This is a genomic window from Ruegeria sp. HKCCD8929 (assembly GCF_013031405.1).
Lineage (GTDB): Bacteria > Pseudomonadota > Alphaproteobacteria > Rhodobacterales > Rhodobacteraceae > Ruegeria.
Genome location: NZ_WPZY01000008.1, coordinates 202,179 through 222,695, shown reverse-complemented (window position 1 = coordinate 222,695; position 20,517 = coordinate 202,179). Strand labels below are relative to the sequence as shown.

The 20,517-nt window shown below is 61.4% G+C and carries 21 protein-coding genes; 2 read left to right on the top strand and 19 right to left on the bottom strand.

The genetic code is table 11. The features are described from left to right. Window positions 1-53: 53 nt before the first annotated feature. The 15 genes from rpoB to GOX53_RS14630 all read right to left on the bottom strand — a co-directional run bounded on the left by rpoB (window position 54) and on the right by GOX53_RS14630 (window position 15,570). Window positions 54-4,190 (bottom strand): DNA-directed RNA polymerase subunit beta, encoded by a 4,137-nt coding sequence (rpoB, locus tag GOX53_RS14700; protein ID WP_171177601.1) that lies wholly within the window; start codon window positions 4,188-4,190, stop codon window positions 54-56. 251 nt (window positions 4,191-4,441) lie between these two features. Then, the gene (gene rplL, locus GOX53_RS14695; protein ID WP_171177599.1) at window positions 4,442-4,819 is read right to left on the bottom strand and encodes a 50S ribosomal protein L7/L12; all 378 of its coding nucleotides are present in this window, start codon (window positions 4,817-4,819) and stop codon (window positions 4,442-4,444) included. Between the two features lie 79 nt (window positions 4,820-4,898). Beyond that, entirely contained in the window at window positions 4,899-5,417 is a 519-nt protein-coding gene (gene rplJ, locus GOX53_RS14690; protein ID WP_171177597.1) for a 50S ribosomal protein L10, read from the bottom strand. A 324-nt stretch (window positions 5,418-5,741) separates the two neighbouring features. Beyond that, entirely contained in the window at window positions 5,742-6,500 is a 759-nt protein-coding gene (locus GOX53_RS14685; RefSeq protein ID WP_171177595.1) for a nuclear transport factor 2 family protein, read from the bottom strand. 139 nt (window positions 6,501-6,639) lie between these two features. Continuing rightward, on the bottom strand, window positions 6,640-7,338 hold the full coding sequence (rplA, locus tag GOX53_RS14680) for a 50S ribosomal protein L1 (RefSeq protein WP_171177593.1): 699 nt from the start codon (window positions 7,336-7,338) through the stop codon (window positions 6,640-6,642). A 1-nt stretch (window position 7,339) separates the two neighbouring features. Then, complete coding sequence (gene rplK, locus GOX53_RS14675; RefSeq protein WP_010440985.1) at window positions 7,340-7,789, bottom strand: 50S ribosomal protein L11; 450 nt, start codon at window positions 7,787-7,789, stop codon at window positions 7,340-7,342. 222 nt (window positions 7,790-8,011) lie between these two features. Beyond that, the gene (locus GOX53_RS14670) at window positions 8,012-8,734 is read right to left on the bottom strand and encodes an AbiV family abortive infection protein (protein WP_217351781.1); all 723 of its coding nucleotides are present in this window, start codon (window positions 8,732-8,734) and stop codon (window positions 8,012-8,014) included. A 140-nt stretch (window positions 8,735-8,874) separates the two neighbouring features. Further along, on the bottom strand, window positions 8,875-9,408 hold the full coding sequence (gene nusG, locus GOX53_RS14665) for a transcription termination/antitermination protein NusG (RefSeq protein ID WP_171177591.1): 534 nt from the start codon (window positions 9,406-9,408) through the stop codon (window positions 8,875-8,877). Window positions 9,409-9,615: 207 nt separating this feature from the next. Next, window positions 9,616-9,813 carry a preprotein translocase subunit SecE gene (gene secE, locus GOX53_RS14660; protein ID WP_171177589.1) on the bottom strand — a complete coding sequence of 66 codons (198 nt, stop codon included), beginning with the start codon at window positions 9,811-9,813 and terminating at the stop codon, window positions 9,616-9,618. Window positions 9,814-9,930: 117 nt separating this feature from the next. Further along, entirely contained in the window at window positions 9,931-10,329 is a 399-nt protein-coding gene (locus tag GOX53_RS14655) for a cupin domain-containing protein (RefSeq protein WP_171177588.1), read from the bottom strand. Window positions 10,330-10,358: 29 nt separating this feature from the next. Beyond that, a complete protein-coding gene (gene ccoS, locus GOX53_RS14650; RefSeq protein ID WP_171177586.1) occupies window positions 10,359-10,517 on the bottom strand; it encodes a cbb3-type cytochrome oxidase assembly protein CcoS in 159 nt (52 codons plus the stop codon). Between the two features lie 4 nt (window positions 10,518-10,521). Then, window positions 10,522-12,699, bottom strand: coding sequence for a heavy metal translocating P-type ATPase (locus tag GOX53_RS14645; RefSeq protein ID WP_171177584.1), 2,178 nt, complete (start codon window positions 12,697-12,699; stop codon window positions 10,522-10,524). A gap of 4 nt (window positions 12,700-12,703) precedes the next feature. Continuing rightward, complete coding sequence (locus tag GOX53_RS14640) at window positions 12,704-13,162, bottom strand: FixH family protein (protein ID WP_171177582.1); 459 nt, start codon at window positions 13,160-13,162, stop codon at window positions 12,704-12,706. 2 nt (window positions 13,163-13,164) lie between these two features. Continuing rightward, a complete protein-coding gene (ccoG, locus tag GOX53_RS14635) occupies window positions 13,165-14,592 on the bottom strand; it encodes a cytochrome c oxidase accessory protein CcoG (protein WP_171177580.1) in 1,428 nt (475 codons plus the stop codon). 99 nt (window positions 14,593-14,691) lie between these two features. Next, window positions 14,692-15,570, bottom strand: coding sequence for a LysR family transcriptional regulator (locus GOX53_RS14630; protein WP_171177578.1), 879 nt, complete (start codon window positions 15,568-15,570; stop codon window positions 14,692-14,694). Window positions 15,571-15,672: 102 nt separating this feature from the next. Here GOX53_RS14630 and GOX53_RS14625 point away from each other — a divergent pair, with 102 nt between their 5' ends. Next, window positions 15,673-15,834: a hypothetical protein gene (locus GOX53_RS14625; protein ID WP_171177576.1), complete on the top strand. Its 162-nt coding sequence runs from the start codon at window positions 15,673-15,675 to the stop codon at window positions 15,832-15,834. Between the two features lie 165 nt (window positions 15,835-15,999). Here GOX53_RS14625 and ccoP read toward each other — a convergent pair whose 3' ends face one another. Genes ccoP through ccoN form a run of 4 tightly spaced genes read right to left on the bottom strand, consistent with a single transcriptional unit; the run spans window position 16,000 to window position 19,413 of the window. Further along, window positions 16,000-16,869 (bottom strand): cytochrome-c oxidase, cbb3-type subunit III, encoded by an 870-nt coding sequence (gene ccoP / locus GOX53_RS14620; RefSeq protein WP_171177574.1) that lies wholly within the window; start codon window positions 16,867-16,869, stop codon window positions 16,000-16,002. Beyond that, entirely contained in the window at window positions 16,866-17,051 is a 186-nt protein-coding gene (locus tag GOX53_RS14615) for a cbb3-type cytochrome c oxidase subunit 3 (RefSeq protein WP_171177572.1), read from the bottom strand. The genes ccoP and GOX53_RS14615 overlap by 4 nt, the downstream gene beginning before the upstream one ends. A gap of 11 nt (window positions 17,052-17,062) precedes the next feature. Continuing rightward, complete coding sequence (gene ccoO, locus GOX53_RS14610; RefSeq protein WP_171177570.1) at window positions 17,063-17,791, bottom strand: cytochrome-c oxidase, cbb3-type subunit II; 729 nt, start codon at window positions 17,789-17,791, stop codon at window positions 17,063-17,065. A gap of 14 nt (window positions 17,792-17,805) precedes the next feature. Beyond that, a complete protein-coding gene (gene ccoN, locus GOX53_RS14605; protein ID WP_171177568.1) occupies window positions 17,806-19,413 on the bottom strand; it encodes a cytochrome-c oxidase, cbb3-type subunit I in 1,608 nt (535 codons plus the stop codon). A 193-nt stretch (window positions 19,414-19,606) separates the two neighbouring features. On the opposite strand from ccoN, the gene GOX53_RS14600 reads away from it, so the two are divergent. Continuing rightward, window positions 19,607-20,446 carry a universal stress protein gene (locus tag GOX53_RS14600; RefSeq protein ID WP_171177565.1) on the top strand — a complete coding sequence of 280 codons (840 nt, stop codon included), beginning with the start codon at window positions 19,607-19,609 and terminating at the stop codon, window positions 20,444-20,446. The last annotated feature ends 71 nt before the right edge of the window (window positions 20,447-20,517 follow it).

Here is a 20,517-nt window from a genome sequence, read left to right as displayed (position 1 = left end):
GGAGAGGTGAGCGGAAACTTCAAAAGTTTCCGCCCAAGAATTTTTTAAAATTCTTATTCCTCAACCTCCGCATCCAGGAGTTCCATATTCAGGCCGAGGCCGCGGACTTCTTTAACCAGAACGTTGAACGATTCCGGTACGCCCGCTTCAAAGTTATCCTCGCCCTTGACGATCGACTCGTAGACCTTGGTCCGGCCGGCGACGTCATCCGATTTCACGGTGAGCATCTCCTGCAGGGTGTAGGCGGCGCCGTAAGCTTCCAGAGCCCAGACTTCCATCTCACCAAAGCGCTGACCACCGAACTGCGCCTTACCACCCAGCGGCTGCTGAGTAACCAGGCTGTACGGCCCGGTCGAACGCGCGTGGATCTTATCGTCCACAAGGTGGTGCAGTTTCAGCAGGTACTTGATGCCCACGGTCACCGGACGCGCGAATTGCTCACCGGTGCGACCGTCGAACAGAACCGACTGACCGCTTTCCGAGAAGCCCGCGCGCACCAGTGCGTCGTTGACGTCTGCTTCCTTGGCACCGTCAAAGACCGGGGTTGCGATCGGAACACCGCGGGTCACGTTGCCCGCAGCCTCGATCAGGCCATCCTCGTCCAGACCGGTGATGCCTTCTTCGTAGACATCTTCGCCATAGGCCAGCTTCATCGCTTCGCGCACCGGGGTCAGGTCGCCGGAACGGCGGTATTCACCCAGAGCCTCGTCGATGTTGAGACCCAGACCGCGCGCGGCCCAACCCATGTGGGTCTCAAGGATCTGACCCACGTTCATACGCGAAGGCACGCCCAGCGGGTTCAGGCAGAAGTCAACCGGTGTACCATCGGCCAGGAACGGCATGTCTTCCATCGGAACAACCTTGGAGATCACACCTTTGTTCCCGTGACGACCGGCCATCTTGTCGCCCGGCTGCAGCTTACGCTTCACGGCGATGAAGACTTTGACCATCTTCATCACACCCGGCGGCAGGTCGTCGCCACGACGAACCTTCTCGACCTTGTCCTCGAAACGGGCGTCCAGAGCACGCTTTTGCACTTCGTACTGCTCGTTCAGAGCCTCAACGATCTGTGCATCCTGCTCGCCTTCCAGCGCCAGCTGCCACCACTGACCGCGGGTCAGGGTCTCCAGCAGTTCCTCGGTGATCACCGACCCTGCCTTGACGCCTTTCGGGCCTTTGACAGCGGTTTTACCCAGGATCAAGCCTTGCAGACGCGCATAGATGTTGCGGTCCAGGATCGCCAGCTCGTCGTCCCGGTCACGGGCCAGACGTTCGACTTCCTCACGCTCGATCTGCAGCGCACGCTCGTCTTTCTCGACGCCGTGACGGTTGAAGACGCGAACCTCAACAACCGTACCGTAATCGCCCGGCTTCACGCGCAGCGAGGTGTCGCGCACGTCGGATGCTTTCTCACCAAAGATGGCGCGCAGCAGCTTTTCTTCCGGGGTCATCGGGCTTTCGCCCTTCGGAGTGATCTTGCCGACCAGAATATCGCCCGGCTCAACATCCGCGCCGATGTAAACGATGCCCGCCTCGTCGAGGTTGCGCAGCGCTTCTTCACCGACGTTCGGGATGTCGCGGGTGATCTCTTCCGGGCCCAGCTTGGTATCACGGGCGGCGACTTCAAACTCCTCGATATGGACCGAGGTGAAGACGTCGTCACGCGCGATACGTTCCGAGATCAGGATCGAGTCTTCGTAGTTGTACCCGTTCCACGGCATGAACGCGACGACCACGTTCTTACCCAGGGCCAGTTCGCCCATATCGGTCGACGGACCATCGGCAATAACCTCGCCCTTCTGGACGGTGTCACCCACCTTGATCAGCGGACGCTGGTTGATGCAGGTGTTCTGGTTCGAACGCTGGAATTTGCGCAGACGATAGATGTCAACGCCAGCGTCGCCCAGTTCCAAATCCTCGGTGGCGCGGATAACGATACGCTGGGCATCGACCTGGTCGATGATACCGGCGCGTTTCGCCTGAATCGCAGCACCCGAGTCGATCGCAACCTTTTCCTCGATGCCGGTACCGACCAGCGGTGCCTCGGCCCGCAGCAGCGGAACCGCCTGACGTTGCATGTTCGAGCCCATCAGAGCGCGGTTGGCGTCGTCGTTTTCAAGGAACGGGATCAGCGATGCAGCGACCGAGACCAGCTGTTTCGGGCTGACGTCGATCAGGTCCACATTCTCGCGCGGGGCGAGGGTGTAGTCACCGGCCTGACGGGTCGAAACCAGATCGTTGATGAACTTCCCATCAGCGTCCAGCGTCGCATTCGCCTGCGCCACGGTGTGACGCATTTCCTCGGTCGCGGACATGTAGTGGACCTCATCGGTCACCTCGGCGTCTTTGACGACGCGGTATGGTGTTTCGATGAAGCCGTACTTGTTCACGCGGGCGAATGTGGCCAGCGAGTTGATCAGACCGATGTTCGGACCTTCCGGCGTTTCAATCGGGCACATCCGGCCATAGTGGGTCGGGTGCACGTCGCGCACCTCAAAGCCCGCACGCTCACGCGTCAGACCACCCGGGCCAAGCGCCGAGAGACGGCGTTTGTGGGTAACCTCGGACAGCGGGTTGGTCTGGTCCATGAACTGCGACAGCTGCGACGAGCCGAAGAATTCGCGGACAGCAGCCGCGGCCGGTTTCGCGTTGATCAGATCCTGCGGCATGACGGTGTCGATCTCGACCGACGACATACGCTCTTTGATCGCGCGCTCCATGCGCAGCAGACCGACGCGGTACTGGTTTTCCATCAGTTCGCCGACCGAACGCACACGACGGTTGCCGAGGTGGTCGATATCGTCCACGTCGCCCTTGCCGTCACGCAGCTCAACCAGCGCCTTGATGCAGGCCACGATGTCTTCGCGGCGCAGGGTGCGCATGGTGTCCGGCGCGTCCAGAGCAAGACGCATGTTCATCTTCACGCGGCCAACGGCACTGAGGTCATAGCGCTCGCTGTCGAAGAACAGCGTGTCGAACAGTGCCGAGGCCGCTTCGACGGTAGGCGGCTCGCCCGGGCGCATGACGCGGTAGATGTCCATGAGCGCGGTTTCGCGGTTCATGTTCTTGTCCTGCGCCATGGTGTTGCGCATGTACGGACCGACATTGACGTTGTCGATGTCCAGAACCGGAATGTCGGTGATGCCCGCATCGATCAGTTCCTTCGCGGTACCACCGATCAGCTCGCCATCTTTGTCGTATTCCAGCGTCAGCTCGTCCCCGGCTTCGACATAGATCGCGCCGGTTTCCTCGTTGATGATGTCCTTGGCGACAAACTTGCCGACGATGTGATCGAACGGAACCAGCAGGTCGGTGACCACGCCTTCTTCGATCAACTTCTTGACCGCGCGCGGGGTAACCTTCTTGCCCGCTTCGGCAATCACTTCACCGCTCTTGGCGTCGACCAGATCATAGGTCGGACGGGTGCCGCGCACACGCTCGGGGAAGAACGGTGTGATCCAGCCCTTCTTCTTGTCCAGCTTGTAGGACACGGTGTTGTAATACGCGTCCATGATCGCTTCCTGGTCGAGACCCAGCGCATAGAGCAGGGTCGTCACAGGCAGTTTGCGGCGGCGGTCGATCCGGGCAAAGACGATGTCCTTGGCGTCGAACTCGAAGTCCAGCCAGCTGCCGCGATACGGGATGATGCGGCAGGCAAACAGCAGCTTGCCCGAGGAGTGGGTCTTGCCCTTGTCGTGGTCAAAGAACACACCGGGCGAGCGGTGCATCTGCGAGACGATCACACGTTCGGTGCCGTTGACGATGAAGGTCCCGTTTGGCGTCATCAGGGGCATGTCGCCCATGAACACGTCCTGTTCCTTGATGTCCTTGACCGATTTGGCGCCAGTGTCTTCGTCGACATCGAACACGATCAGGCGCAGAGTGACCTTCAGCGGCGCGCTGTAGGTCATGTCGCGCTGCATGCACTCTTCGACGTCGTATTTGGGTTTTTCCAGATCATATTTCACGAACTCCAGAACGGAGGTTTCGTTGAAATCCTTGATCGGGAAAACCGACTGGAACACGCCCTTGATGCCTTCGCCGTCAGTGGGTTGATCGGCATCGCCGGAGCGCAGGAAAAGATCGTAAGAAGATTTCTGGACCTCGATGAGGTTCGGCATTTCCAGCACTTCGCGGATTTTGCCGTAATATTTGCGAAGACGTTTCTGGCCAAGGAACGATTGAGCCATGTCAGATGTCACCTTTCGATGTTCTCAGCGGGCAAAGACACCGTCGGGCCCCGGCGCCTTGCACATACGAGACGACACGTCCGGATCAATTCATGGCCACCGTCCCGAGTGGCGGCCTCCCGATCCGCGAACCGCGTCTTAGAAAACGCCCCAATCCATGAGGCCCTTTCTAAGACAGGTTCGGCTGGACCCGGATTTCTCCGGGCCCAGCCAAATTCTGCGATGCATCTGCGATGCACCAGAAGAAGGGCTTAGGCCAGTTCGACCTCGGCGCCAGCTGCTTCCAGCTTGCCTTTGACTTCTTCGGCTTCGTCTTTCGACACAGCTTCTTTGATCTTGCCGCCGGCTTCGACCAGTTCCTTGGCTTCTTTCAGGCCCAGGCCGGTCAGTGCGCGAACTTCTTTGATCACGTTGATCTTCGAAGCGCCGGCGTTCTTCAGAACGACGTCGAATTCGGTCTTCTCTTCCTCGGCTGCGCCACCGGCGGCGTCGCCACCAGCTGCAACCATGACGGCGCCGCCGGCTGCGGGCTCGATGCCGTACTCGTCCTTGAGGATGGTTTTCAGTTCTTGTGCTTCCAGCAGGGTCAGACCAACGATCTCTTCTGCCAGTTTCTTCAGATCAGCCATTGTATCAGCTCTTTCCGTTTACAGTGTGTGTTCCAACGTCAGGGTGTTCACCCCACGCAGATCATTCAGTGCCAACCGCTTACGCAGCTTCCGCCTTCTCTTCGATGGTGGAAAGGATGCTTGCGATGTTGCTTGCAGGTGCGCCAATCGCGCCAGCGATGTTCGAAGCAGGTGCGCCGATGCAACCCACGATCGAAGCAATAAGCTCCTCGCGGGACGGCATTTTCGACACGGCTTCAACGCCGGCACGGTCCAGAGCGTTCTCGCCCATTGCACCGCCGAGGATTTCAAATTTCTTGTTATCCTTGGCGAAGTCCTCGGCCACCTTGGCTGCTGCCACGGGGTCCTCGGAATAGGTCAGAACGGTCATACCCGTCAGCAGGTCGGCCATGCTTTCACACGGCTTTCCCTCAAGGGCGATTTTGGCGAGCCTGTTCTTGGCAACACGCACGGACCCGCCCGCTTCGCGTGCACGCGCGCGCAGGTCCTGCATCTCGGCAACTGTCAGACCGACGTAGTGGGCAACCACAACGACGCCAGAGCTTTCGAAGATCTGGCCGAGTTCCTCGACCACTTTCTCTTTCTGGGCTCTATCCACAGTTCTCTCCAAGTTAGGGATGATGGGTCATCCCGGCTCATATTTGCCGAGGGCAAAACCCCGGCGTTCAGGTCCGTTGTTACGGGGTTGAGCCAAAATTCGCCCGAGGGCGGGACCCTCGAATTCTTTGGTCTTTCCCGTCTCAGGCAGGAGATTAAGGGGCCATATGGACCCACCCACCGTCTTGGACGAAACGAAATAAAGCGCACGACGAATCGCACGCTTTATTCCGCAGTTCTCTTTAGGCCAGAGCGCCGGGGTTTCCAAGGGGTAAATTGCAGGTGTTTGCTACTGTTCAGCGACCGGATCGCGGTACCGGGGATTTCAGAACTTTCCGTTGTTGTTCTTCCACTCTTCGCGGGGCGGAATCGCCTCGACCGTATCCCAGTGTTCGACGATCAAACCGGCCTCAATGCGGAACAGCTCATAGAAGCTCGTGTGCACGCCCTTTCGCTGGCCTTCGCAGACGCAGAGCACGAAATTGCCCTCGGCCAGAACCCGATGGAGACGCTCGTAGACCAGCACCGGATGGCCATTTTCTGTTTGCTCCAGAGCTGTGCGCAGGGCGGGCAGGCCATCGGCAAGGTCCGGGCTGTGCTGTATCAGATCCTCCGCAATGAAATCCGCCAACCTCTCTGGCTGGCGACCGATCAGCACCTCTTCGACAAAGGTGCGCGCCAAGGCCCGATTGGCCTCGGTCTTGTCCAGATCGGTGATCTCGGTAGAGCCGTCCAGCATACCGCGCCCCGAGTGGTTGGGGCCGAGCAAAGGCTGAATGTTGTCCCAGTGCTCAACGGCCTGACCATCCTCGAACCGAAACACCTCGAAGGCCGCGCGCAGGCTGGCGAAATCGTATTCGTTATGAGCAAAGGCAAAATCGCCGTCTTCGAACACCCGTTTGAATGTCACCCGTGGCGAGGTCTTGGACAGTCGGGCAAACAGCGCCGCAATGCCTTCGCTGCCTTCGTGGGTCTGGGGGTTGTGCTGAATGTACTTGTCTTCGTTGACGACCGCCGCAGCCATGGCATCCCCGGTTTCGATCCCTTTCAGGAACCGCTGGAGGAGGTCCCGTTTTGTCTCCATGATCTCCTCCTTACCGCGAGAAACACCAACCCGGGCCGCCAAGGCCGCCTTGCCCAACCCTGACACTGAATGCGGCAAAAGAAAATCCCGGGCGGTTTGCACCACCCGGGACTCATCTTTCAAACCTGACGGCCTGAGCTTATTCGCCCGAGGCCTGCGCCACGTCCACGGTCACACCCGGACCCATGGTCGAACTCAGCGCGATTTTCTTCATGTAGGTGCCCTTGGCGCCCGTCGGCTTGGCCTTGGCCACGGCCGAGATGAAGGCACGGACGTTTTCAACCAGCTTGGCTTCGTCGAACGAGGCTTTGCCGACGCCGGCGTGCACGACACCGCCTTTTTCCGCCTTGAACTGGACCTCACCGCCCTTGGCTGCTTCCACGGCCGCTTTCACGTCCATGGTCACGGTGCCGACCTTGGGGTTCGGCATCAGGTTGCGCGGGCCGAGGATCTTACCCAGACGGCCAACGACAGGCATCATGTCCGGGGTCGCGATGCAGCGATCGAACTCGATGGTGCCGCCCTGAATGGTTTCCATCAGGTCCTCTGCGCCGATGATGTCGGCGCCGGCCTCTTTGGCTTCGTCCGCCTTGGGGCCGCGGGCGAAGACGGCAACGCGCATGGCTTTACCGGTGCCGTTCGGCAGGCCGACCACGCCGCGCACCATCTGGTCCGCATGGCGGGTGTCAACACCCAGGTTCATGGCGATCTCGACGGTCTCATCGAATTTGGCCGAGGCGTTTGCCTTGACCAGCGAGACAGCTTCTTCCACCGACAGGTTGTCCTTGCCGGCGAAAGCTTCGCGCGCGGCGCGGGTGCGTTTTCCGAGTTTAGCCATCTTACTTCACCTCGATGCCCATGGAGCGGGCCGAGCCCAGGATGATCTGCATTGCGCCTTCGACGTCGTTGGCGTTCAGATCCTTCATTTTGGCTTCGGCGATTTCACGAACCTGCTTTGAGGTCACGGTGGCCACGGTCTCACGACCGGGGTTTTCCGCACCACGCGGGCGGTTCCGCTTGCCGACGGGTTTCAGACCAGCCGCTTTTTTCAGGTAGTAAGACGCGGGCGGCGTCTTGATGTCCATGGTGAAGGACTTGTCCTGATAATAGGTGATCACGGTCGGGCACGGAGCGCCGGGCTCCATGTCTGCGGTCTTGGCGTTGAACGCCTTGCAGAATTCCATGATGTTGATGCCGCGCTGACCCAGCGCCGGACCAACTGGCGGCGACGGGTTCGCCTGACCTGCAGGAACCTGCAGCTTCATTGTACCAGCAAGCTTCTTGGCCATTTGGTTTTCCTTTCAACTAAGTCAGGGCGCGCCCCGACCAGATTATGTTGCGTGGTCCGACCCAAGATCGCGATCCCGGAATCTCCCACGAGAGAATCTCGCCCGAAGACGATAGAGGCGGCGTGTACATTGGTACGGAGAGGTTGGCAAGTGGCTGGCGTCACAATCTGAGGCGACCGCTTCGAGCCCAGTACTACCGTTCCTTTCTTGTAAATCGCTACCCTAATCCGTTACATCGTGCCTTGCATCTTTAGCGTTAAGTTCGTTGTCAGGCTCAATCGGTTCTCCCCGCATGAATGCCTCTAGCTCTTTCGGCGAAGTGTCGCTGAGCCCTTCTGCGACCATAGCGTGCTGCCACTCGATCACTGCTTCGGCCATGCGAGCTTGATTGTAGTGAGGTCCGACGATCTCCGCCCAAAGCTCAATCTCGCGCGTTGTGATCGAGCGGCCACCCCACATCATTTCAGCCGATGACACCAAGGACCGAACTAAAGGTTCATCAATTACCTCATTGGGAATACTCCAATGAGCCTTAGCAAGACAATCAGTGTAGAAGCTTATCTGCTTCAGCGCGTCTAGTACGACAGCATGTTCGGCGTTGTAATCGACTACCGTCGCCATGCTTTGCATGGTTCTCGCCCCGTCTTGAACGAGTTGTGGGATGATCCATCCAGCATTTTTCGCACGATGGCTGCGATACTCGCGCCACGTCGTCTTCAAATCAGCTGGCTCCCGCACAAGAGCAAGCCTTTTAAGCACGATGGTTTTGCCACGCTCCTCGATGGAAAGAATGGCCAGTGCAGCAGCAGATGGAAGCCGTCCCGCTTCCAGCAACAGTCTTGCATCGTCAATCAAGCGGCGCGCGTTCTCTTGAGCCGCCGAAATTCCCTCCGCGATCTGCGTCGGCGTGAGCGGGCCACGGTATTGATTGAGTACATTCTTCAAGTCAAATAGCCCTTACCACCACCACGACCTCAGCTTCGCAAAAGACGCGAACGACCACAATGTCTGGACAAATGACAAATAAGAAAAAAAGCCGCGCTGCCCGTGGCATCGCGGCTTCGCGTATCTTGTCGGAAAGCTCTTTAGCTCTGCTTCGTAACCTGCGTGAAGTCCAACTCGACCGGAGTTTCCCGGCCAAAGATCGAGACGGTGACCTTGAGCTTCTGGTTCTCGTCGTCGACGCCTTCGACCATGCCGTCGAAATCCTCGAACGGGCCGTCGTTGACCTTGACCTTTTCGCCCACCTCGAAGGTGATCATCAGCTTGGGCGCTTCTTCACCTTCCTGAACGCGGTTGAGGATCTGGTTCACCTCGGCATCGCGCATCGGCATCGGGCGGCCCTGGGGGCCGAGGAAGCCGGTGACCCGGTTGATCGAGTTGACCAGGTGATAGCCCTGGTCGGACATTTCCATATGCACCAGCACATAGCCGGGCATGAAGCGGCGTTCGGTCGTGACCTTCTTGCCCCGGCGCACTTCGATCACCTCTTCGGTGGGTACCAGAACCTCGTCGATGTCATCCTCAAGGCCCTGTTCGGCCACGGACGTGCGGATCTGTTCTGCGATCTTTTTTTCGAAGTTCGAAAGAACGCTGACCGAGTACCACCGTTTCGCCATGAACCTGCCGTCCTTGCTTTGCCTTTGGCCCGTTCCTACCGTGAACGTGCCCGTTACTGAATCTGTTCGCGGCGCTGCCGCGGTTTCCGGAATAAAAAGCGGCGCGCAGCCCGAATCGCCGCACGCCCATCCCGAAAGGTATCGCGTCACCTACTCCGACATCGCGCGCGGTGCAAGAGGGCGCCTGAGTTTTGGCGGGCGAAATGCCTAGTTAAAAGCGCCCAGAACCAATTGCAGGCCGCCGCGGATGGCCAGATCGACCAGCGCAAAGAACACAGCGGTCAGAGCGGCCATGATGAACACCATCACCGTGGTCAGCAGCACCTCGCGGCGGGTCGGCCAGACGACCTTGGATACCTCGGCGCGGACCTGCTGGATGAACTGGATCGGATTGGTGGTGGCCATGTGGCTTAAGTCTCTCTGCTAGCGATTGGCCGGGACATAGCCGGGCATTGCGGCAAATTCAAGAGCGCCCTGCGGCCCGGACCGGATTGTGAACACCGGGCGCAGTTGTTGCACCCCTTACGTTCTGAGATAGTCCGCGTCCGAGACTTTCTCAAGCCAGTCGGCCACACGCCCGTCCAGTGCCTCCTGAATGGCCAGATGTTCCATCGCCGTCTCGGGACCCGCGCCGTGCCAATGCTCCTCTCCCGGCGGGATCCAGACCGTATCGCCGGGGCGGATCACGCGCGGCGCCTCACTCCGCAAACCAACCAGCCCGCAACCTGACAGTACGTGCAGGGTCTGGCCCAGTGGATGCGTATGCCATGCGGTGCGTGCTCCGGGTTCGAACGCAACCCGCAGTGCCCGCACACGGGCGGGCTCAGACGCTTCGATCACCGGGTCCTGCCAGACGGTGCCGGTGAACCAGTCCGCGTTTGCCCTGCGGGTGGGTCGGCTGCCTGCCGGGTGTATCTCCATGGCGTGTCCTCCCTGCAGGCCTGCGCCGGTCACGGCTTGGGGCGGTCGTCCCATTCCTTATTCAGAATGCGCCGCGCGTCGCCTTCGGGGTCGTCATATTGGTTGCTGCGCACGGTGTAGATGAAGGCGACCAGTCCGACGCCGCCCAGAAAGAGCGAGATCGGAATCAGATAGGCCAGCACTTCCATGACGTCACCTCAGCCGCAGCGCGTTGAGAGATACCGTAATCGACGAGGTCGACATCGCCAATGCGGCAATCAGCGGCGTGGCGAGGCCTGCAACCGCCAGGGGCACGGCAATCACGTTATAGACCGTGGCGATGCGGAAGTTCTCACGGATCCGTTTCGTGGCCCGAACGGCGGTGTCGCAGGCGTCAGCGATGGGTGAAAGGTCCTGCCCCAGCAGCACGATGTCCGACGCCACCCGCGCCGCATCCAGCGCCGAGGCGGGTGAGATCGACACATGCGCCGCCGCCAGCGCAGCGGTGTCATTGAGGCCATCGCCCACCATCAGCACCCGGCGCCGCTGTTCGGCCAGCGCCTGTACGCGGGCGGCCTTGTCCTGCGGCAGCGCCTCGGCCAGCCAGTCGGTGATGCCGAGCCGTCCGGCCAGTGCCTCAACCGCGGCGCAAGTATCGCCCGAGATCAGCAGGACCTCTTTACCCGCCTGCCGCAGGGCCGAGACCGCCTCGGCGGCCCCGGGGCGCAAGGCATCGGTGAAATAGAACCCCAGCGGCGCGCGGTCGCCCACGGCCAGCCAGGCCGCGGTCTGAGTGCCTTGTTCGGCTCCGGTCCAACCCGCGCGGCCCAGCCGGACCCGCTGACCGCGGAACTGGCCCTCGGTGCCGTATCCCGGGACCTCAGTCACTTCGGTCACGTTCGCGGGCTTGATCCCGGCGTCGCGCGCCGCCCGGGCCAGCGATACCGAAAGCGGATGCGCGGAGGCTTCGGCCAGCGCCAGCGCAATTTCCAGATCAGCACGGGCGTGATCGCCCAGATTGGTCAGTTCCGGCGTGCCTGCGGTCAGGGTGCCGGTCTTGTCGAAAACGACCGTGTCCACCTCGGCCAGCCGTTCCAGCGCGGTGGCGTGCTTGATCAGCATCCCCTTGCGGAACAGCCGCCCCGAGGCTGCCGTGGTCACCGCAGGCACGGCGAGCCCCAGCGCACAGGGGCAGGTGATGATCAGCACCGCCGCCGCGATGTTCAGCGCGGTGCGGACATCGCCGGAATAGATGTACCAGCCCACGAAGCTGAGCGCGGACAGGATATGCACCCCCGGCGCGTAGAGCTTGGCGGCGCTGTCGGCCAGCGAGGTGTAGCGCGACCGCCCGGATTCAGCGATGGCCACCAGATCGGCCATGCGGTGGAGCGAGGTGTCCTGCCCTACGGCGGTCGCCCGGATGGTCAGCGGGCCGGTCAGGTTGACCTCACCGGCGCTGACGTTCAGACCCGGCTCGGCAAAGACCGGCAGCGTCTCGCCGGTCAGCAGCGAGCGGTCGAGTTCGGACTGCCCCTCGACAATCTCGCCATCCACCGGCATCCGCCCACCGGGGCGGACAAGGACCAGATCGCCGAGTCGCAATGTGGAAACGGCCACCTCTTCTTCGACCCCGTTCGTCAGAAGGATGGCACGGGGCACTTCCAGCGCGGCCAGTTCCTCGGCCGCCGAGCGGGCGACGGCGCGGGTGCGGTAATCCAGATAACGCCCGGCCAGCAGGAAGAAGGTCAGGGCCAGGGCGGCGTCGAAATAGGCATGCTCACCGCTGAGTGCGGTTTCCCAGAGCGAGGTCACCAGCGCCAGCAGGATTGCCAGCACGATGGGCACATCCATGTTTAGCCGCCGCACGCGCAGGGCGCTCCAGGCGTTGACGAAAAAGGGCTGCGCCGAGAAGGCAATCGCGGGCAGTGCAATCGCCGCCGAGATCCAGTGGAACATGTCCCGCGTGGCGTCCGAGGCGCCGGACCAGACCGACACCGACAGGAGCATCACGTTCATCGAGGCGAACCCGGCCACCGCCAGCCGCATCAGCAGGTCGCGCCCGGCCTTGTCCGATTGCGTCGCCGATAGGGCGCCGGGATCAAGCTCATGCGCCTCATAGCCCGCGCGTTCCAGCACCGGGATCAGATCGGCGGCGCGCACCTCCGGCCCGGCCTGTACCATCGCCCGTTTGAGCGTCAGGTTGACCCGGGCACTGTCCACGCCGGGGCAGGCGTTCAGCTCACGCTCGACCGTGGCGATACAGGCCGAGCAGTGGATGCCCGGCAGCGACAGCGCGATCTGCACGTCCTTGGGGATGGGCCGCGCCGGTTCGCCCGGAGTGGCGATGCAGCCGGGGCAGGCGGCCGTGCCGGGACGTATCTGCGCGGTCATTCGTTCAGCCCTTCACATGCAGTACGACGCGCTGACTGAATTCGGTGCCTTGCGCATCCTTGGCCACCATGCGGATGTTCCAGTTGCCCGGCGCCAGTTCGGCCTTGGCGACATAAGCAGTGCCGTCAAAGCGGAACTCGGGCGTGATGTCCTGCTGCACATGGGTCGCGCGCCCGATGGTCGCTTTCAGCTCGGCCACCTCGACCGGTTGCTCGGCATCGTCGGTGATGGCGATGAACACCAGCCCGCCAGCGGCATCGGCCCGGACGGACCACCCCAGGGCCTCTTGCGCGTCGCGACGCTCGTTGAACTCCTGACTGGCGACGTAGGAGTTCTTGACCTCGAGCCCCGGGAAGGTTTTGACGGCGCTGTAGGCCAGCACCAGGTTGACGGCGATGATCACCCCAAAGGCCGCCACGAACAGGGCCAGCGCGTGCTTGCCGGTGAATTGACGTTCAGCCATGGTCAGTTCCCTCGTCCGTTGAACGTGGTGTCCTTGTAGGCGCGCTCGCCGCTGGTCAGGTCCTCGACCCAGATGCGCACCGGCGTATTGGCCGTGTTCGACGGCGCGGCATCCTTGGAGGCCACGATGTATACACGAGTCAGCTGTGCTGTGTCAGCCGGAACATTGACGACGTCGTATAGCGTCCCCTCGATCTGCAGCCGCATGGACGGATCGCCCGATGCCGACAGCTTGAAGACCCGGCCCTCGCCATGCTTGTTGCGCAACCGGACGTCGTAGGTGTTGCGGATCGCGCCGTCAGAGAGCGTGACGAAAGTCGGGTTGCGCACCGGGGCCACGGTCAGGTCGATGTCCGAACGGATGAACAGCGCAAAAAGCAGGGCAAAGCCCACCGCCGCCCACATGCTGGTATACATGATCGTGCGCGGGCGCAGGATATGCTTCCACACGTCCTTGGGCGGTTTCCCGGCCCGCTCATTGGCCTCATCGCTGAGCGCCATATAGTCGATCAGGCCGCGCGGCTTGCCGATCTTGGCCATCATGTCGTCGCAGGCGTCGATGCACAGAGCGCAGGTGATACATTCGAGTTGCTGACCGTCGCGGATGTCGATGCCCACCGGGCAGACATTGACGCAGGCCATGCAGTCGATGCAGTCGCCCAGTTCCGAATCCGCCGTGCGCTTGCCCTTGCCGCGTGGTTCACCGCGCCATTCGCGATAACCGACAACCAGCGTGTCCTCGTCCATCATCGCGGCCTGAATGCGCGGCCACGGGCAGGCATAGATGCAGATCTGTTCGCGGGCGATCCCTCCGAAGAAGAAGGTGGTGCCGGTCAGGATCAACATGGTCGTGTAGGCGATGGGATGCGCATTGCCGGTCACCAGATCGCGCGCCAGCGTCGGCGCGTCGGCAAAGTAGAACACCCAGGCCCCGCCGGTGGCGAGGCCGATCAGCAGCCATGCGATCCATTTGGTCAATCGCAGCCTTACCTTGCGAAGGTCGAGCTTTTTCTGCCGGTGCAGCCGCAGACGGGCGTTGCGGTCGCCCTCGATCCAGCGCTCGACCAGAATGAAGAGGTCGGTCCACACGGTTTGCGGGCAGGCATAGCCGCACCAGACCCGGCCCAGTGCCGAGGTGAACAGGAACAGGCCCAGCCCGGCCATGATCAGCAGGCCGGCGACGAAATAGAACTCGTGCGGCCAGATCTCGATCCAGAAGAAGTAGAAGCGCCGGTTGGCCATATCCAGCAGCACTGCCTGATCCGGCAGGCTGGGGCCGCGGTCCCAGCGAATCCACGGGGTCAGGTAGTAGATCCCCAGCGTCACCGCCATAATGATCCATTTCAGATTGCGGAACGTGCCCGAGACGCGGCGCGGAAAGATCGGCTCCCTGGCGGCGTAGAGGCTTGGGGCTGGATTGGAATCGCTCACGGATGTGCTCCAGATCTGGGGGCTTATGAAAGCGTCTTCTCACAGATCATACATGGTCCAACTTTGACATGGGTCAAAACGCGCATCGGGCACGCATCTTTATTGCCCGGCCCGTGCCTGCCGCCTGAGCCACGTAACAAAGGTCTTCACGTGCGGACGCAACGGAGAATGGCCGGTTACGAGGTGATATCCGCTTTGGCCGGGTTCACGATAGAGCTCGGTCAGTTGCCCGGTTTCGATCTCACGTTCGACGAAATGCCGCACCGTGACGGTCACCCCCTGCCCGGCCCTGAGCCCGTCCAGCAGCAAGTTTCCGGGCAAGGCAATCCGACCGGCGTTGCCAATCCGCTCGACGCCCCGCGATGCCAGCCAAGCCGAGGCCTCGGTCGTTCCAAGCTCTTCAAGCCAGGGAAGTTCAGCCAGTTCGGCAGGCGTAAGCGCGGTTTTGTCGCCGAGCAGCGACGGGGCGGCAACGACCACCATCGGCGTTTCGATGAACATCTCGGACTGAACCCCGGGCCAGCCGCCCGCGCCGTATCTGAGCGCGAGGTCGATACCGCCCGGGCGGAACTCGATCAACTCGGGCGTGGGGTCCAGAACCAGATCAATGCCCGGATGCGCCTCGCGGAACCCGGGAAGGCGCGGCATCAACCATGAAGCTGCAAAAGATGACGTCAGCGAAACATGCACTGGGCGCGCGTCACCGCCCTGCGCGAGATCTCCGACGGCGGCACCAATGGCCCCGAACCCCAGTTCCAGCGCGCGGGCCAGATGCCGCCCTTCGTCGGTCAGCGTCAGGTTCCTGCCGGACCGGTCCAGCAGGGCCACGCCAAGATGCCGTTCCAGCGCGCGCAATTGCTGGCTGATGGCAGCGTGGCTGACATTCAGCGCATCACCGGCCTGTACCACATTCTCCTTCTCGGCAAAGGCAGAAAAGGCTCTGAGCGCGGCCAGCGGTGGGAGTTTCAACCAATCCATATGTAATTTCTTCTTACATGTAAGAACACCAATTGAGTCGCATTTCCGGCCCACACAATCAATATGGATTGCAGGAGAAGACAGCAGACACGGAGAAGCGGGATGCTTTCGATCTATGCAAGAGCTTTCATGACCGCCACCCGGCAGGACGCCACTCGGATCAGCGACGCACCCAAACCGGGTGATGCGAATCCGCGCCGGGGGGTGCGGAAACAGCGCTGGTGGCCGCGCTGGGCGGGTGATGTGAACCTGAACAACCTGTGATCGGCCCAAACGGAAAAACACCCCGTCTGGCATCTGGACCGGGCGGGGGTTCTGTCTATAGTCTGGAAAAATTGGCGCCGGCTGTCCAGGAAACGCGCGAACAGATTGAACAGCCGGCACCTCACCCTTCAGGCAGCCCCGCTGCCTGAAGGTATCTCTTAGCTCTTACTCACCGCCGCCCAGCTGGTGGACGTAGGCCGACACGGCGCGAATCTGCGCCTCAGTCAGGCGCGTGTTCCACGCGGGCATGACGCCAAAGCGGCTGTTGCTCACGGTGTCGACCAGCGTGTCGTAGTCGCCGCCATAGAGCCACAGGGCATCCGCCAGGTTCGGTGCTCCCTGCTCGCGGTCGCCGGTGCCGTCTTCGGCGTGGCATGCGGCACAGTTGTCGGCATAGACCACCGAACCGGCCTCGACTGCACCCGCATCCTGCGGATCACCCGACAGCGACATGACATAGTTCACAACCTGGTCGATCTCTTCACTGCTCAGCAGTTCGTCACGGCCAAAGGCGGGCATCTCGGAATAGCGCACCTCGTCGCTGTCCTCATTGCGGATACCGTGGGTGATGGTGAAGTGGATGGCCTCCATGTCGCCGCCCCACAGCCAGCTGTCATCCAGCAGGTTGGGATAGCCCTTGGCGCCCGCCGCGCCCGAGCCGTGGCACTGGGCGCACCAGGTCTTGAACACCGCGCTGCCTGACGACACCGCGTAGCTGTTCAACTCGGCATCAGCCGCGATCGCGGTCAGTTCGACCGAGGCTAGACGGTCGTTGATCGGCGCGTTGGCCTCTTCCACGGCTGCGATCTCGGTGGCTACGTCGGCGCGGGTGGACCAGCCCAGCACCCCTGCGGTGGCCGAGTTGACCAGCGGCCAGGCCGGATAGGCGATGGTGTAGATCACGCCCCAGATGATGGTGGCGTAGAAGGTCCACAGCCACCAGCGCGGCATCGGGTTGTCGAATTCCTGGATACCGTCCCAGACATGGCCGGTTGTCTTCGGATCACCCGGTTGCTTTTCAGGTGTCTTGCTCATTGCCGCGCCTCCTCGGATGTGGCGGGTTTGTCTTGATGCCGGAACGGGATGTTGGCGGTGTCCTTGTATCCTTTGCTGGCACCGGGGCGGAAAACCCAGATGACGATGCCGACGAAGAAGGCAAAGAGCAGCAGCAACATCCAGCTATCCGCGAACTGCCTGAGGATTGTGTATTCTTCCATCACGATCCTCCCTAGCGGCTTTCATCCGGGGTGAAGGTCGAGAAATCGACCAGCGTGCCCAGCATCTGCAGATAGGCGATCATCGCATCGGCCTCGGAAACGCCCGGCTGACCGTCGAAGTTGCGCACATTGACCTTGTCGCCGTAGCGCTCGAGCAGACCGTCATAGTCGCTGTCCGGATCGGCCTGTGCCCTGAAATCGGCGACGGCGTTGTCGACCATCTCTTCGGTATATGGCGTGCCGACCAGCGCATTCGCTGCCATGATGTCGCCAATGTACCTGCCGTCGATCTTCCGGTCTTCGAGGAAGCCGTATTTCGGCATCACCGATTCCGGCACCACCGCCTGCGGGTCGCGCAGGTGATCCACATGCCACTCGTCCGAGTAGCGGCCACCGACACGGGCCAGATCGGGCCCGGTCCGCTTGGATCCCCACTGGAACGGATGGTCATACATCGACTCGGCCGCCAGCGAATAGTGGCCGTAGCGTTCGACCTCGTCCCGCATCGGACGGATCATCTGGCTATGACAGACATAGCAGCCTTCGCGGATGTAGATCTCGCGCCCCGCCATTTCGAGAGGGGTGTAGGGGCGCATCCCCTCCACCTTCTCGATGGTGTTTTCCAGCCAGAACAGCGGAGCGATCTGCACGATGCCGCCGATGGTCACGACCAGAAAGCTGAAGATCAGCAGGAGGGTCGCGTTGGTCTCGAGGATCTTATGTTTGTCGAGAATTGCCATTGCTCCGGCCCTCCTTATTCAGCCGGGACCGCGACGGTCAGGCTGGCCTCTTTGGCCGGCGCTTTCCGCACAGTCATCCACAGGTTGTAGCACATGATCAGTGAGCCAGCGAGGAACAGAACCCCACCCAGACCACGCACCACATACATCGGGAACTTGGCGGCCACGGTGTCGGCGAACGAGTTCACCAGGAAGCCGTTGGCATCCACTTCACGCCACATCAGGCCTTCCATGATACCGGTGACCCACATCGACGCGGCGTAGAGCACGATGCCGATGGTGGCGAGCCAGAAGTGCCAGCTGACCATCTGCAGCGAGTACAGACGCTCACGCTTCCACAGGACAGGCACCAGGAAGTACAGCGCACCGAAGGTGATCATGCCGTTCCAGCCCAGCGCGCCGGAATGCACGTGACCGATGGTCCAGTCGGTGTAGTGACTCAGCGAGTTCACCGCGCGGATCGACATCATCGGACCTTCGAAGGTTGACATGCCATAGAAGCCGACCGAGATCACCATCATGCGGATGATCGGGTCGGTGCGCAGCTTGTCCCAGGCGCCGCTGAGGGTCATCAGGCCGTTGATCATGCCGCCCCAGGACGGCATCCACAGCACCACCGAGAACACCATGCCCAGCGTCGAGGCCCAGTCAGGCAGCGCGGTATAATGCAGGTGGTGCGGACCGGCCCAGATATACAGGAAGATCAGCGCCCAGAAGTGGATGATCGACAGCTTGTAGCTGAACACCGGACGCTCGGCTTGTTTCGGGATGAAGTAGTACATCATGCCCAGGAAGCCCGCAGTCAGGAAGAAGCCGACAGCGTTGTGGCCATACCACCACTGGATCATGGCGTCCTGCACACCGGCCCAAACGATGACCGATTTCGAACCCCAGATGCTGACCGGGATGGTCATGTTGTTGACCAGGTGCAGCATGGCAACCGTCACAATGAAGGACAGGTAGAACCAGTTGGCCACGTAGATATGCGGCTCTTTCCGCTTGATGATGGTGCCCAGGAATACCGCCAGATAGGCAACCCAGACAATGGTCAGCCACAGATCCACGTACCATTCCGGTTCGGCATATTCCTTGGACTGGGTGCCACCCAGCAGATAGCCGGTTGCCGCCAGCACGATGAACAGCTGATAGCCCCAGAACACGAACCAGGCCAGATTGCCGCCCCAAAGACGCGCGGCGCTGGTGCGCTGCACCACGTAAAACGAGGTTGCGATCAGCGCGTTACCGCCAAAGGCAAAGATCACCGCCGAGGTATGCAGCGGGCGCAGCCGGCCGAAATTGGCATATCCTTGCGCCCATTCGAAATTCAGGACCGGAAAGGCCAGTTGGAATGCGATGAATGTACCTGCCAGAAATCCGACCACACCCCAAAAGGCGGTCGCGATCACACCGTAGCGCACCACGTCATCCATGTATTCGCCCGAGCGATCGGTCAGGATGTCCGGTTCGTCGGTGTTGCGCAGAGTCCAGATAAACAGTCCGCCCGCGATCAGCATCACCAGCACGGCATGCACCTGATAGGCTATATCGCGCGCATAGTTGGTCCCGATCGCAGCAAATACCACGACCAGACCAAGCGCGATCAGCTTGATATAATTCGACATATTGCGTCCCTTTGCCATGTCCCGTGCGATTCTTGCGGCGCGCGGGACTCTTTAGACTGGCTGCTGTATTGGAGAACGGCAGCCAAGGTTGCTTTGATCTGTGTCAAGACAGTACCCCGATTTCTATGACAGGCATAACCCAATGATGGGAAAAACGGCGCGCATTTTGGCGCACCGGAACCGAGAGGTTGAGATGGCATACAAATCCCTGCTGACCGTAATGACAGAGACCAAACTGGCCGAATCCGCGCTGGCTCAGATGGTGGCGTTGGCGCAGGCGCAGGACGGCCATGCCGAAGCGCTGTGCCTGGGCGTCGACCGCAGCCAGACCGGCTATTATTACGCCGGGGCCAACGCGCTGATCCTGCAGGAGACACTGAGCCGGGCCAATGCCGAGGCCGAGGGGATTCTGGGCTTTGCCGAGGATTATCTGGGAAAATCCGGCGTCCGCTGGTCTGCCGAAAACGGCGTGGCGCAGATCGCCGACCTGGGCCGCCACGTGGCGCACCGGGCGCGATTCTCGGATCTTGTGGTACTGCCACGTCCTTATGGCGAAGATCGCGGCGCCGAGGCCGAGCCGATTGTCGAAGCGGCCATGTTCGATGGCCACGCGCCTGTTTTGGTGGTTCCAGATGAGGCGCAGGCGTTCTCCAAACCCGGCACCATCCTGATAGGCTGGAACGAAGGCGTCGAGGCGATGCGCGCAATCCGCCGCGCCCTGCCCTTCCTGCAGGCCGCCGAGACGGTGCGCATCGTGGTGATCGACCCGCCGCAGCACGGGCCGGACCGGTCAGATCCCGGCGGAATGTTGTCGCAAATGCTGTCGCGGCACGGCGTCAGGTGTGAAATCGACGTTCTGAGCAAGACGATGACACGGGTCTCGGACATCCTGAACCGCCACGCCGCCGACACCGATGCCGACATGATCGTGATGGGCGCATATGGTCATTCCCGCTTCCGCGAGGCGATTCTGGGCGGCGCCACCCGCAACATGCTGGAACAGGCGACCGTGCCGGTGTTCATGGCGCACTAGGCGAGGAAGCAGTGAAAGCCGCTTGCAAGCGGCTTGAGCGGTTTTGAAACAGCTTGCTTCAAGGCGTTTGC